The sequence below is a fragment of the Mycobacterium sp. 852014-52144_SCH5372336 genome (assembly GCF_001665615.1).
GTDB classification, from domain to species: Bacteria; Actinomycetota; Actinomycetes; order Mycobacteriales; family Mycobacteriaceae; genus Mycobacterium; species Mycobacterium neumannii_A.
Genome location: NZ_LZSW01000055.1, coordinates 191,225 through 204,788, shown reverse-complemented (window position 1 = coordinate 204,788; position 13,564 = coordinate 191,225). Strand labels below are relative to the sequence as shown.

Sequence of the window (13,564 nt, the reverse complement as noted above, 5' to 3'; positions counted from 1 at the left end):
CGTCGCTAGCCGTCGAGCCCGTCGAGGGCCTTCTGCAGCCGCCCGATCGATGACGTGACGCCGTAGGTTTCGGCGAGTGTGACGACCTTGCGGGGATGCTCGGCGGCCAGGGGCATCGTGTCGCTCGGGGTCGACCAGTCCAGGTCGGCGTCGGTGGCCACCTTGACCACCGGGGCCGCCGCCTCGATGTAGTCGGCGGCCTTGAGCAGCTTGGTTCGGTACGCCTTGCTCATCTTCGACTTCGGGTCGTTGGCCGCGGCGAGGATGTTCTCCAGCGAGCCGTGCTGTGCCAGCAGCGTTGCGGCGGTCTTCTCCCCGATACCGGGCACGCCGGGCAGGCCGTCGCTCGGATCGCCGCGCAGCAGAGCCAGTTCGGCGTACGCCGGGCCCGCCCGATCCACCGGAATCCCGTACGTCTCGGCCACTTCCTTCGGACCCCATTTGGTGGCCTTGGCCAGGCCGCGGCCCAGGTAGAGCACCCGCACGGAGACCGGTTCGTCGCGCACCAACTGCAGCAGGTCGCGATCGCCGCTGACCACCACGACGGGATCGCGCTTCTCACGCGCGGCCAGCGTGCCCAGCACGTCGTCGGCCTCGCACTCCGCAGCGCCCGCGGTCGGGATGCCGAATGCTTCGAGGATCTCGAAGATCATGTCGACCTGCGGGGTGAGCTCGTCGGGCACCTCCTCGACGTCGGGCTCGCCCTCGGGGTTCTCCTCGAGCACGCGGTGCGCCTTGTAGGACGGAATGAGGTCGACGCGCCACTGCGGTCGCCAGTCGTCGTCGCGGCACACCACCAGCCGGCCGGGGCGCTCCCGGGTGATCACCGTGGCCATCGCGTCCAGGAAGCCACGCAGCGCGTTCACGGGGCGGCCGTCGGGCGCGGTGATCGAGTTGGGCACCCCGAAGTAGGAGCGAAACCACATGCTGGCGCCGTCGAGCAGGACGAGGGGAGCGGCCACGGTCACTGACAGTAGCGCGACCGACGAGCGCGGTCGCCACCCATCCGGGCGCGGATTAGCCTGAATCCCATGACGGCCAACCGATTCAGCACCGATGTCTACGCATCCCGGCTGCGTGCCGCCGCGTCGACCGCCGCCGATGCCGGTCTCGCGGGCCTGGTCATCACGCCGGGCTACGACCTGCGCTATCTGGTCGGTTCACGCGCGCAGACCTTTGAGCGGCTCACCGCGCTGGTGCTGCCGGCCGACGGCGAGGCGACCATCGTGGTGCCGCGGCTGGAATTGGCGGCGCTCAAGGAGTCGGCGGTGCCTGAACTCGGCTTGACGGTGCGCGACTGGGTCGACGGTGACGACCCGTATGCACTCGTGGGCGAGGCGCTCGGAGGGGCGCCGTTGAAGAGCGCCGTGACCGATTCCATGCCCGCCCTGCACCTGCTTCCTCTCGCCGAGGTCCTCGGGGCGGTGCCGGTGCTGGCCACCGACGTGCTGCGTCGGCTGCGGATGATCAAGGATCCGGCCGAGATCGACGCGCTGCGCAACGCGGGGGCGGCCATCGACCGGGTGCACGCCAGGGTGCCCGACTTCCTGGTGCCCGGCCGCACTGAAGCCGACGTCGCCGCCGATATCGCCGAAGCCATTGTCGCCGAGGGACATTCGGAGGTCGCATTCATCATCGTCGGTTCAGGGCCGCACGGTGCCGACCCGCACCACGAGTGTTCAGACCGCGAACTGCGCGCCGGTGACATCGTGGTCGTCGACATCGGCGGACCGTACGAGCCCGGCTACAACTCCGATTCCACCCGGACCTACAGCATCGGCGAACCGGATGCCGACATCGCTCGTCGCTACGCGGTGCTGCAGCGCGCCCAGCGCGCCGCGGTCGATGCGGTCCGGCCCGGCGTCACCGCCGAACATGTCGACGCCGCCGCCCGCGACGTGCTGGCCGCCGAGGGCCTGGCCGACGCGTTCGTGCACCGCACCGGCCACGGCATCGGACTGTCGGTGCACGAGGAGCCCTACATCGTCGCCGGCAACACGCTGACCCTCGAGGAGGGCATGGCGTTCTCCGTCGAGCCGGGCATCTACTTTCCCGGCGAGTGGGGCGCGCGCATCGAGGACATCGTGATCGTCACCGCCGACGGCGCCGAACCGGTGAACAACCGGCCGCACGAGTTGGTGGTCGTGCCCGTCGGCTGAGCCGCGGTTTAGTCGGCGACCCGGTCCAGCAGGTCCGAGGAGCCCAGCACCCGCTCGACACGGACCTCGATCACGACGCGTTTCGGGTTGACCCGCGGCGTGCGGTAGCGCTGTGCGTAGCGCAATTCGGCGTCGCGGACGGCGTCGGGATCGGTGTTGACCTTGGCCTTGCCCTCGAGCGACAGCCACCGCGCACCGTCGACCTGGCTCAGCACCGCGACGCCTTGGCGCTCGGCGTTCACGGCCTTCTGGGACCCGCCGCTGGTGATGACGCGGGCGATGTGGGTGGTCGGATCGAAGGTGAAACCGACGGCGACGACATGCGGCGAGTTGTCCGAACGCAGGGTCGTCAGCATGGCGAGATGACGCTCGGACAAGAACGCGAGCGCGTCGGTGGTGAGCCGGGTGGTCGCCCGGCGGCTGGACTGGGCCATCGGGCTTCACCGTAGCGCAGGACATAATCGCAGCCATGACAGACACGGCTGACTCTCGTCCGCCCTTGGTCGTGGTCTTCGGCGGGCGCAGCGAGATCGGCCTCGAGGTGGCCACGCGTCTGGCGCCCGGAGCGGTGGTGCTGCTGGCGGCGCGCCGCTCCAACGAGCTGGCCACGGAGGTGTCCGCTGTCCGCGCTGCCGGCGCCGTCGCCGTGCAGGTGCGCGAGTTCGACGCCGACGACCTGGGCTCCCACGGACCGCTCGTCGACTCCATCGTCGCCGACCACGGCCCGGTCGACACCGCGGTGCTCGCCTTCGGCATCCTCGGCGATCAGGCCCTGGCGGAGAAGGACCCCGCGCACGCTGCGGCGATCGTGCACACCGACTTCGTCGCCCAGGTCAGCCTGTTGACCGTGCTGGCCGCCACGATGCGCGGCGCGGGCGCCGGGGCCATTGTCGCGTTCACGTCGGTGGCCGGCGTCCGGGTGCGACGCGCCAACTACGTCTACGGGTCCGCGAAGGCGGGGCTGGACGGGTTCTGCAGTGGGCTCGCCGACGCCCTGCACGGCTCGGGGGTGCACCTGCTCGTGGTTCGGCCGGGGTTCGTGATCGGGCGGATGACCGAGGGCATGGCACCGGCGCCGCTGTCCAGCACGCCCGGGCAGGTCGCCGACGCCACCGTGCGTGCGCTGCGGAAGGGCCGCGCCAGGGTGTGGGTGCCCGCGCCACTGGCCGTGCTGGCGGCGGCGTTCCGGATGACGCCGCGGTTCGTGTGGCGGAGGTTACCGCGGTGATCATCGTCGTCGGCATCGGCGCCGACGGAATGCCAGGACTGTCATCGGTCGCAAAGGCCGAACTCGCAAGAGCCACCGTAATTTACGGCTCGCGGCGTCAACTGGAGCTACTCGACGACACCGTCACCGCGCCGCGGCGGGAGTGGCCGTCACCGATGCTGCCCGCCCTGCGCACGCTGCTCGACGCGGCCGAGGGCGACGTGCACGTGGTGGCCAGCGGCGACCCGCTGCTGCATGGCGTCGGCAACTCGCTGATCCGGCTGTACGGCGCGCACCGGGTGACGGTGCTGCCGCACGTGTCGTCGGTGACCCTGGCCTGCTCGCGGGTGGGCTGGGCGGTGCAGGACACCGAGGTCATCAGCCTGGTGTCGGCTGACCCGCACATCGCGGTGCGCCGCGGCGGGCAGGCGGTCGTGATGTCGCGCGACCGTTCCACTCCCGCGGCGTTGGCGCGCCTGCTGACCGACACCGGCCGCGGCGATTCCGAGGTCACCGTGCTCGAGCAACTGGGCGGGCCCGCCGAGCGGCGCCGGACCGCCACAGCACGGGAATGGGCGGCGCGGCCTCCCGGTGACGTCGACGACCTCAACGTGGTCGCGGTGCGCTACCTGCCCGACGAACGGCGGCTCGGGGTGCTGCCCGACGACATGTTCGCCAACGACGGGCAGATCACCAAACAACCGGTGCGCGCGGTGACGCTGGCCGCCCTGGCACCGCGGCCCGGCGAACTGCTCTGGGACGTCGGAGCCGGATCGGGCAGCATCGCGATCGAATGGTGTCGCAGCGGGCCGGGTTGCCGCGCGGTGGCATTCGAACGCGACGAGCAACGCCGCAAACGAATCACCGATAACACCCTGGCGTTCGGTGCGCGTGTCGAGGTGCATGGCGATGCGCCCGGTTCCTTCGACTCCGTACCGGCGCCCGACGCCGTCTTAATCGGCGGCGGCATCACCCAACCCGGCCTGTTGGAGGCGTGCTTCGAGCGGTTACGGTCCGGCGGCAGGCTCGTCGCCAACGCCGTCACGGTTGAATCCGAATCTCTTGTTGCTCAGTGGTATTCACGTCACGGCGGGGAGCTACGGCGCTTCGAATACCACCGCGGCGAGCCGCTCGGCGGCTTCACCGGCTGGCGCCCGGCCATGCCGATCACCCAGTGGTCGGTGACCAAACGATGACCGTCTACTTCATCGGCGCCGGCCCCGGTGCTGCCGACCTGATCACCGTTCGGGGACAGCGACTGCTGCAGCGCTGCCCGGTCTGCCTCTATGCCGGTTCGATCATGCCCGAGGATCTGCTCGCGCTGTGTCCGCCGAACGCGCGCGTCGTCGACACCGGGCCGTTGACACTCGACCAGATCATCACCGAACTCGCCGACGCCCACGCCGCGAATCTCGATGTGGCGCGGCTGCACTCCGGCGATCCCTCGATCTACAGTGCGCTGGCCGAACAGTGCCGCCGCCTCGACGAACTCGACATCGACTACGAAATCGTGCCCGGTGTACCGGCATTCGCCGCGGCTGCGGCCGCACTGGGCCGCGAGCTCACGGTTCCCGGTGTCGCGCAGACGGTCACACTGACCCGGGTGGCCACCCTGTCGACCGCGATGCCGCCGGGGGAGGACCTGCAGACATTGTCGGCGCCGGGCGCCACACTGGTGTTGCACCTGGCGGCCGCGCAGATCGACACGATCGCAGCGGACCTTCGGGCCGGTGGTTACCGGCCCGAAACCCCATGCGCGGTGGTCGCGTTCGCGTCGTGGCCACAGCAGCAGGTGGTGCGCTGCAGGCTCGAGAATCTCGCGGAGCAGACGAAGGCGGCCGGGATCACCCGCACCGCGGTCATCGTCGTCGGCGACGTGCTAGCGGCCGAGGGGTTCGCCGACAGTTACCTGTACTCGTCAGGGCGAGTACGGCGGGGACGACACTGATGCGAATCCTGTTGTTGGGCGGCACATCGGAGGCGCGTGCGCTCGCCGCGCGGCTGCACCCCGACGTCGAGGTGATCAGCTCCCTCGCCGGACGGGTGCCCGACCCCGCGCTGCCGGTCGGCGAAGTGCGCATCGGCGGGTTCGGTGGCGTCGAGGGCCTGCGGCAGTGGCTGCGCGGCGAACAGGTCGACGCCGTCGTGGACGCCACCCACCCGTACGCGGCAACGATGACCGCCCACGCCGCCGCCGTCTGCGCCGAACTCCGGCTGCCGCACCTGGTGCTGGCGCGACCCGCCTGGCCGGCCGGCGACGCGATCGTGGTCGGTGACGATCGCGAAGCCGCGAAGGTCGTTGCTGCCGAAGGGTTTCAGCGGGTCTTTCTGACCACCGGGCGATCCGGCGCCGCGGCGTTCCGGAAAGTCGACGCGTGGTTCCTTATCCGCGCCGTCACCCCACCCGATGTCGGGGACCTGCCGTCGCGGCATCAGGTCCTGCTGTCGCGCGGGCCGTATCGCTACGACGACGAGTTGGCGCTGCTGCGTGAGCACCGCATCGACGCGCTGGTCACCAAGAACAGCGGCGGGTCGATGACGCGGCCCAAGCTGGACGCCGCCGCCGCGCTCGGGGTCGCGGTGGTGATGGTGGACCGGCCGCCGCTGCCCGCGGGGGCGACCAGCGTCGCCACGGTGGACGAGGCGGTCGAATGGGTCACGGCGATTCGGAAGGCGCCGAGGAGCGACTGACCGCAAGGCTCTTGCGCGGTTGTGCTCACTGCCTCGCAGCAGCGTGGGCACCGATCATCAGGGCTGCCAGGTCGTCGGGTTCGAGGAACGACGGTGGAGGGGGTGGCCCCCAGGCGTAGAGCCCCCGCAGGCCGTGAAGCACCTCTGGGCTCCACAGTTCGTCTTCCGGAACGGTATCCATGTCGGAGTAGTACTCCGAGAAGTTGCCCGCCGGGTCCTTGAGATACCAGAAGAAGTTCGCGCCCGCATAGTGGCGACCGAGACCCCAAATGTGGCGCTCGGGATGGCCCTCCAGCATCATCTGAGCGCCGCGGCCGACCTCGTCGATGTCGTCTACCTGCCAGCTGGTGTGATGCATGAAGTTGACCGGCGCAGCCATGACCAAGAGGTTGTGGTGTTCAACGGAGCAGCGTAGAAAGGCGGCGCTTTCTCCTATGTAGTCGCTGACCTTGAAGCCCAACCCGTCGACGAAGAACCGCATCGTCGTCTCCAGATCGACCGAACCGATCACCGCGTGGCCGAGCTTACTCGGCTGGACTCGCCCACGCCGAGCGGTGAAAGGTGCGCGGCCCCAACGGTCGATGCGTCCCGGGCCGTTGTACGCAGTAGCGGCGACGGCTGGTTCGACGACGATCCGGGGCCGGATCTCGACGGCGACCCGAGTACCGGTAACAGGTTCGAACGCCGAGCACGAGGTGGGTGAGCGCTGGACCTCGGCGCCGAAGGCGGCGATCCCCGTGGCGATGCGTGCGATGTCGTCTTCGTCATCGGCCGCAACCGTCAGCTCGACCAGTCGGCGCCTAAGCGTATGCACGATTTCGAGTTGGTCACCGCCGTTGCGGGTGGCGAACACGCCGCCTCCGCGGTAGGTGAGGCCGAACTCGGTGTAATAGGCGACGGTTTCGTCGACGTGAGGTACGCCGATAGTGGCTTTGGCCAAGCCGTGTAATGCCATGGTGCTCCTTAGAAGTCTGTCGAGTCTGCGTCGAACGCCGACGTTTCCCGATGCCCTCGTTCCAGCGAATCTGAAGACTTCTACGACGCAGCGCTCGAGAAGGTTCACAGGGGATTCCGCGGCGCCACGGTCGAGCAAGCTGGGAGCAGCAGCCGCCCCGATCCTCCGTGGTGTGCAGGCACCGACTTCTTACTTCACCGGTCGGCCTACCGATACGACGCGATGAGCTCCAAGGTCTCCAGTTCGCGGATGGCCCGGCATCCGCGGCTCAACATCGCCAGCATCATCTCATCGCCGCGCTCGGTTGACGTCGCGAACGCCGTACCGAGTGCCACGAGCAGCGGCGCCTGCACGACGCCGAGACGGTAGTCGTTCCAGCAGGTGGCGAGATCGTAATCACCGACGCCGTAACCGATCAGCGCACGGTGGTAGCGCTCGACGAGGTCACGCTCGATCTGCGCGCGCACCGTCGGTTCGAGGCTGGTCGCGGTGAAGTACGCGAGGTCGCGTGTGGGTAGCCCGATGCCGATGGTCTGCCAGTCGACCACCGTGATGCGGGTGTGGTCGGGATCGAACAACATGTTGTCGAGCCGGTAGTCGCCGTGCATGAGCGCGTAGCGGTCCGGTTCGGCCTTCAGCCAGTCGGTAACCGAAGCCATTGCTGCGGAGAGTGTTTCCTGGTCCTCGGCGCTGATCGAGGACCCGAGGCGGTCGATGACGATGTCGGCGGCCATCTTGCAGACGTCACCCATGCCCTTGGCGGCTTCGTCATCACCGGGTTTCGGCATCACGATTCCGGCCAGCTGCATCCACCGGTCGTCGCGCCAACTCGGGCCGTGTAAGCCCGCGAGCGCCTCGACGGCGAGCCGTGCCTCTACAACGCTGCACCCGGCGATCTGGTCACCCTGCACGGCCGGGGCCATGTCGGCAAGGACCAGGACGAAATCCGTTCCGTCGGGCGAGATGTCGCTGTGGAAGCAACCGGGGATCGGGATGGCCACCTGATCGGCGATCAGCGAGTAGAACTCGACCTCGGAGCGGTAACCGAGCGCCACCCGCTCGCGCACCGCATCGTCTTGGGCGGACAGCTTGATCGCGAATGTCGCGGGCAGGTCGGTGTCGCCGGCGTACGTCACCGCCGCCCGGTAGGTGGCGCCGGTCTGTCCGGTGCCGATCGCGAGCACGTCGACGGCGTCGATGTCCACGCCGAGCGCCGAGGCGAGCCAACGGGGCGTCACATCGGCAGGGCCGCGGGGGATGGTGACGACGGTGCCCTCGTCGGTCGACGGGGTCTGCTGCCCCACGGCGCCTCCCTCAGTGGTTGCGGGTGTGAGCCGAAACCGTATCGGTAAGGGCGACAGTCGTCAACGAACCCCGGCGCCCCCGTCAGCGCCGGGTCAGGCGCAGCTTCCAGGCCTCCGGCCCGCGCTCGAGGTAGTCCACCGAGATCCGGCCGGCTGTGCGGTCGTGCAGCTGGCGCAGCAGCGGCACCGGGTCGTGGGGAGCCACGAGCACCAACGCACCCCCGACCGGAACCGCGTCGAACGCGCCGAACACCGTGGCGTGCCGAATCGAGTGCGGCACCTCGCGCACGTCGAGCACGGGCTCCTCGGCGTCGGCTCCGCAACCGCAGCTGTGGCCGCCCTCGGCATGGTGATGACCGCCGATCAGTTCGTGCATTCCGTCGAGGGAGTCTGCGAGCGAGATTTCCGGGTCGGAGGCGACGATCGGCAGGATCCGGTCGTTCTCGTCGACGAGGTGGGCCTCGAACACGACCCGCAGCGCGTGCCCGGCCGCCGCGGCACGCAGGGGAGACTGTTCGGTGCGGACCTGGTCCACCAGACCGCCGATGACTCGGTGCGCGGCGATCATCGACTCGATCAGCGGCCGGGCCCGGTCGGTGTGGGCGGCGGCCGGATACAGCCGGGCCTCCTCGGCTGCGGCGTGCGGTAGCAACTCGTCGGTCAGGAATTCGGTGGCCGCGGCGCGCGCCGCTTCGAAACCGGCGCCGCGTTCGGCCGCCGTCAACATCGCCTCGGTCAGAGCCTTGAGGTGTCCGGCCAGCTCAGCGTGGTGAGTCTTCACCGTCTCGGCCGCCTCCGCGTCCGCGGGTGTGGTAGCGACGATCAGTTCGTTGACAGTCATGACGGGTCCCTTTCGGCTGTGCTGGTCCTACAGCTAGCAATTTACTACAATAATTTCCGTGGTAAATAGTGCGCCGCCTTTCGGGCCTTCTCCGGTGCCGTCCGCGACCGGTCCCGTGCCGTTGTCGGGACAGCGGTTGAGGGTGCTCGAGCACGTGCGGGCGCACGCTCCGGTACGGACTGTCGACGCGGCCGCCGAACTGGGGCTGCATCAGAACACGGTGCGCGAGCACCTGGATGCGCTCGTCGACGTCGGCCTCGTCGAGCGCGCCACCGAACCCGCCGCCGGACGTGGCCGGCCGGCGGCGCTGTACCGGCCCTCGGCGGGTGACCCCGCGTTGCGGGTCCGCGACTACGCCAGCCTCGCCACTGCGCTGGCCGGGCACATCGCCCGGACCAGCACCGAGCCCGAGCGCGACGCCCGGGCCGCCGGTGTCGAGTGGGGCCGCGAGGTGGCCGAAGAGATCGGCCGCACCACCAATGATCCGCGCCAGGCGGTCCTCGACGCGCTGGACCGGTTGGGCTTCGCTCCCGATGACGAGGGCGCCGAGCGTGGGGTGGCCCTGCGGCGCTGTCCGCTGCTCGACGCGGCCCGTCGCTACCCGAGCGTGGTCTGCCAGGTCCACCTCGGCATCGTCGAGGGGTTGCTGCACAGCGTCGATGCGCCCACCGGGCCGGGCCTGGACCTGATCCCGTTCGCCGAACCCGGCGCCTGTCGGTTGTTCCTACCCGATCCGGTGGTGAAAAACCCATGACTGAGAATCGGATTCCGCTCCGGGCGGTGTTGCTGATACCGGGAGGCTTCGCGCTGTTGGCCGGATTGGATGCCGCGCTGCTGCGTCTCGGGCTACCCGCCCCGGTGGAGACGGTCCGGCTGGCCGAGGTGCACGGCATCGTGCTCGTGCTCGGGTTCGTCGGCACCGTGATCGCGCTGGAACGCGCTGTCGCATCGGGTCGGCGGTGGTGCTATCTGGCCCCGGCGTTGTCCGGACTGGGGGCGATTCTTCTCGTCAGCCCTGCCCCGCGACCCCTCGCCGACACCGCCCTTCTGGCGGGCGCCGCGCTACTGGTCGCGGTGTATGTGCCGCTGTGGCAGCGCAGTTGGGATGCGGCGGTGCTGGTTCAAGCCGCCGGTGCGGTGTTGGCGACCGGAGCGGCGCTGCTGTGGGCGGCCGGGTTTCCCGCGTCGGACCTGCTCGGCTGGCTGGCCGGTTTCCTCATCCTGACCATCGCGGGGGAGCGCATGGAACTGGCGCGGGTGGCGCTGTCGGATACCCGCGCCGAGATGCTGCTCGGCGCGGCAACGGTCACACTCGTCATCGGGGCGGTGACGCAGTTGGTCTGGCCGACAGTCGGTTTCGCACTTCTCGGTGCGGCGGTCCTCGGGGTCGCATGCTGGCTGTTTCGATTCGACGTCGCCAGGCGAACCATCCACACGACAGGCCTCACACGGTATATGGCGGTGTGCTTGTTGGCCGGCTACGCGTGGCTATTGGTTCCCGGCATGGCGTGGTTTGTCGTCGGCGCGGTGAGCTCGGGCGGCGGATACGACGCGATCGTGCACGCGGTGATGCTCGGATTCGTGCTGTCGATGATCATGGCCCACGCACCGGTCATCTTGCCCGCGGTGCTGCGACGCCCGTTGCCGTACACCCCGGCGATGTACGGGCCGGTCATGCTGCTGCACGCATCGCTGTTGTTGCGCATAGTCATCGGTGACGTGCGCGGCGTCGAGTGGGCGGTGCAGGCAGGGGGCGTGCTCAACATCGTGGCGGTGCTCGCGTTCATCGGCGTCGCGGTCCGCGCGTCCACGCGGCAGACGATCGGGGCGCCGGTATGAACCGCTCCCAGTGGCATCTGCGGGTCGGGTCGATGGTATTCGCCTGGCTTGCAGCACTTGTCGTGATTGCACTGGTCCACAGGTCGGTGCCGATATCGACTTGGCTGCTGATCCACCTGCTCGGTCTGGGGGCGGCAGGCAACGCGATCCTCATCTGGAGCCGGCACTTCACCGATGCGCTTCTACGCCGTCCACAAGACCCGTCGAGGTCCGGGCAGGCCTGGACTCTCGCGATTTTCAACGTCGGCGCGGTCGCGGTGGTCGCAGGGATGGCCGTCTCCTTCTGGCCGGTGGTGCTGGCCGGTGGTGTCGCGGTCGCCGCCGTCGCGTTGACTCATGCCGTCACATTGGTGCGGCAACTGCGCAGCGCGCTGCCCTCGCGCTTCGGCGACACCGTGCGCTATTACGTCGCTGCGGCAGCGCTGCTTTCGGTCGGGGCCGGGCTCGGCATCGCGATGGCCAACGCGGCGCTGCCGGGCGCCCTGCACGAGCGGTTCGTCGTGGCCCACGCCGCGGTCAACCTGTTCGGGTTCATCGGTCTCACGGTGCTGGGCACATTGGTGACCCTGTGGCCGACGATGCTGCGCACCCGGATGGCGGACGGCGTCGAGGTCGCCGCCCGGCGCGGTCTGCCCCTGCTGATCGGAGGTCTGGTGGTGGCGGTGTCGGCGGCGGTGGCCGGCTCGCCGACGATGACCGCCGCGGGCGCGCTGGCCTACCTCATTTCGGCCGGCTACGTGCTGTGGCCCCACCTCGACGAGGTCCGCCGCAAGCGGCCGGGCAACTTCGCCACGCTGTCGGTGCTGTGCGGGGTGGTGTGGCTGCTGGGCTCGCTGAGCTACACCGTGGTCGCCTTCGCCACCGCACCGACATGGTCCGCACTGCTGGACCGGGCCGATCCGCTCACCGCGGCGGTGCTCGCCGGGTTCCTGGTTCAGGTTCTGCTCGGTGCGCTGTCGTACCTGACCACCATCGTCGTCGGCGGGCGCGCCGCCTCCATCGCGGCGACATTCGAACTGGAGCGCGGCGCACCGTGGCGGCTGGCTGTCGCCAACGTCGCGCTGCTGCTGTGCGTGCTGCCGACCCCGAGCCTGCTGCGGGTGGCGGCGTCGGTGTTGGTGCTGACCGCCTACGCCGCGTTCCTGCCGCTGCTGGTGCGGGCGGTGTGGCGGGCACGCAAGCTCCGCGATACGCCCTCGACGCCGGGGCCGCCGCCGTCGGGGCCGCCGGTGCGCCAGCGGCTCGGCGTCGCGGCCGCCGGGCTGGCTGTCGTGGTGTTGACGGCCGCGGCCGCGGTGGCCGCCGACCCCGCCGCGGTCGGAATCGCCGACGAGCCGCAGGTATCGGTGACCGCCACCGGACAGACCACCGAGGTCGAGGTGCATGTCGAGGGGATGCGCTACGTGCCCGACACCATCGACGTGCCCGTGGGCAACCGGCTGGTGATCACCCTCGTCAACAGCGGTTCGGACCGTCACGATCTGGTCCTGGCCAACGGGGCCAGCACCGGGCGCCTCGCGGTCGGGGAAACCGCCGTCCTCGATGCCGGGGTGATCGGCGCCGATATGGACGGCTGGTGTTCGGTGGCCGGGCACCGGCAGATGGGCATGACCATGTCGGTGCGCGCGACGGGGGCCGAGGCACACGCCGGCCACCACGACCAGGTGAGTGCGGCGTCGATCGCCGGTGACGACGTCGCGCGCAGTCTCGCGGCGACACCCGGCCCCGATTTCGTGCCGCGTGACCCCGCCTTGGCCGCCGCGACGCCCGATCACCGCGTCACCTTGGCGGTGACCGAGACGACGCGGGAGGTGTCGCCGGGAATCACGCAGCGGCAGTGGACATTCGGCGGCACGGCGCCCGGGCCGACGCTGCGGGGCAAGGTCGGCGACGTCTTCGAGGTCACCCTCGTCAACGACGGCACGATCGGGCACTCGATCGACTTCCATGCCGGGGCGCTCGCCCCGGACGTGCCGATGCGCACCATCCAACCCGGCGAACGCCTGGTCTACCGGTTCACCGCGAGCCGTGCCGGTGTGTGGATGTATCACTGCTCGACGATGCCGATGTCGGTGCACATCGCCAACGGCATGTTCGGAGCGGTGGTCATCGACCCGCCGGACCTGGCCCCTGTCGACCGCGAATACCTTCTCGTGCAGTCGGAGTACTACCTCGGCCCGCAGGGCGGCGAGGTCGACGCAGCCAAGGTCGCCGCCGACAAACCCGACCTGGTGGTGTTCAACGGCTACGCCAACCAGTACGACCACGCGCCGCTGACCGCGCGGATCGGGGAGCGAGTGCGGATCTGGGTACTCGCGGCCGGGCCGAACCGGGGCAGTTCCTTTCACGTCGTCGGCGGCCAGTTCGACACCGTGTGGTCCGAGGGTGACTACCGGCTGCGGCCGGGCCCCGGCGGCGCGCAGGCCCTCGGATTGTCAGCGGCCCAAGGCGGTTTCGTCGAGCTGAGCTTCGATCAGCCCGGGCGTTATCCGTTCGTCACCCACGCGATGGTCGACGCCGAACGCGGCGCCCACGGGATCATCCAGGTCACCGCGCAACCCGGGTAGG

The 13,564-nt window shown here is 69.8% G+C and carries 13 protein-coding genes; 8 read left to right on the top strand and 5 right to left on the bottom strand.

Annotation, left to right across the window (positions count from 1 at the left end; genetic code table 11):
- Positions 1 to 5: 5 nt before the first annotated feature.
- Positions 6 to 962 (bottom strand): 5'-3' exonuclease, encoded by a 957-nt coding sequence (locus A5759_RS17990; RefSeq protein ID WP_068200140.1) that lies wholly within the window; start codon positions 960 to 962, stop codon positions 6 to 8.
- A 69-nt stretch (positions 963 to 1,031) separates the two neighbouring features.
- Here A5759_RS17990 and A5759_RS17985 point away from each other — a divergent pair, with 69 nt between their 5' ends.
- Positions 1,032 to 2,159 carry a Xaa-Pro peptidase family protein gene (locus A5759_RS17985; RefSeq protein ID WP_068199981.1) on the top strand — a complete coding sequence of 376 codons (1,128 nt, stop codon included), beginning with the start codon at positions 1,032 to 1,034 and terminating at the stop codon, positions 2,157 to 2,159.
- An 8-nt stretch (positions 2,160 to 2,167) separates the two neighbouring features.
- On the opposite strand, the gene A5759_RS17980 is transcribed toward A5759_RS17985, so the two are convergent.
- Positions 2,168 to 2,593 (bottom strand): F420-dependent biliverdin reductase, encoded by a 426-nt coding sequence (locus tag A5759_RS17980; protein WP_064393929.1) that lies wholly within the window; start codon positions 2,591 to 2,593, stop codon positions 2,168 to 2,170.
- A gap of 35 nt (positions 2,594 to 2,628) precedes the next feature.
- Here A5759_RS17980 and A5759_RS17975 point away from each other — a divergent pair, with 35 nt between their 5' ends.
- From A5759_RS17975 to A5759_RS17960, 4 genes are read left to right on the top strand one after another with little or no spacing between them, the layout of a single operon-like run.
- Complete coding sequence (locus A5759_RS17975; RefSeq protein ID WP_068199975.1) at positions 2,629 to 3,387, top strand: SDR family NAD(P)-dependent oxidoreductase; 759 nt, start codon at positions 2,629 to 2,631, stop codon at positions 3,385 to 3,387.
- Entirely contained in the window at positions 3,384 to 4,562 is a 1,179-nt protein-coding gene (locus A5759_RS17970) for a bifunctional cobalt-precorrin-7 (C(5))-methyltransferase/cobalt-precorrin-6B (C(15))-methyltransferase (protein ID WP_068200138.1), read from the top strand. Before A5759_RS17975 ends, A5759_RS17970 begins: the two co-directional genes overlap by 4 nt.
- Entirely contained in the window at positions 4,559 to 5,314 is a 756-nt protein-coding gene (gene cobM, locus A5759_RS17965; RefSeq protein WP_064418408.1) for a precorrin-4 C(11)-methyltransferase, read from the top strand. The genes A5759_RS17970 and cobM overlap by 4 nt, the downstream gene beginning before the upstream one ends.
- A complete protein-coding gene (locus A5759_RS17960) occupies positions 5,314 to 6,057 on the top strand; it encodes a cobalt-precorrin-6A reductase (protein ID WP_068199974.1) in 744 nt (247 codons plus the stop codon). The genes cobM and A5759_RS17960 overlap by 1 nt, the downstream gene beginning before the upstream one ends.
- Positions 6,058 to 6,082: 25 nt before the next feature.
- On the opposite strand, the gene A5759_RS17955 is transcribed toward A5759_RS17960, so the two are convergent.
- The 3 genes from A5759_RS17955 to A5759_RS17945 all read right to left on the bottom strand — a co-directional run bounded on the left by A5759_RS17955 (position 6,083) and on the right by A5759_RS17945 (position 9,157).
- Positions 6,083 to 7,012, bottom strand: coding sequence for a VOC family protein (locus A5759_RS17955; protein ID WP_068199967.1), 930 nt, complete (start codon positions 7,010 to 7,012; stop codon positions 6,083 to 6,085).
- A 206-nt stretch (positions 7,013 to 7,218) separates the two neighbouring features.
- Positions 7,219 to 8,316 (bottom strand): phosphotransferase family protein, encoded by a 1,098-nt coding sequence (locus A5759_RS17950; RefSeq protein ID WP_082694871.1) that lies wholly within the window; start codon positions 8,314 to 8,316, stop codon positions 7,219 to 7,221.
- An 82-nt stretch (positions 8,317 to 8,398) separates the two neighbouring features.
- Positions 8,399 to 9,157: a DUF2249 domain-containing protein gene (locus A5759_RS17945; protein ID WP_064393925.1), complete on the bottom strand. Its 759-nt coding sequence runs from the start codon at positions 9,155 to 9,157 to the stop codon at positions 8,399 to 8,401.
- 58 nt (positions 9,158 to 9,215) lie between these two features.
- Here A5759_RS17945 and A5759_RS17940 point away from each other — a divergent pair, with 58 nt between their 5' ends.
- The 3 genes from A5759_RS17940 to A5759_RS17930 are packed head-to-tail and all read left to right on the top strand — an operon-like array spanning position 9,216 to position 13,563.
- Positions 9,216 to 9,911, top strand: coding sequence for a metalloregulator ArsR/SmtB family transcription factor (locus A5759_RS17940; protein ID WP_064425614.1), 696 nt, complete (start codon positions 9,216 to 9,218; stop codon positions 9,909 to 9,911).
- A complete protein-coding gene (locus tag A5759_RS17935) occupies positions 9,908 to 10,996 on the top strand; it encodes a hypothetical protein (RefSeq protein ID WP_068199966.1) in 1,089 nt (362 codons plus the stop codon). Before A5759_RS17940 ends, A5759_RS17935 begins: the two co-directional genes overlap by 4 nt.
- On the top strand, positions 10,993 to 13,563 hold the full coding sequence (locus A5759_RS17930; RefSeq protein WP_068199965.1) for a multicopper oxidase domain-containing protein: 2,571 nt from the start codon (positions 10,993 to 10,995) through the stop codon (positions 13,561 to 13,563). Before A5759_RS17935 ends, A5759_RS17930 begins: the two co-directional genes overlap by 4 nt.
- Position 13,564: the final 1 nt, after the last annotated feature.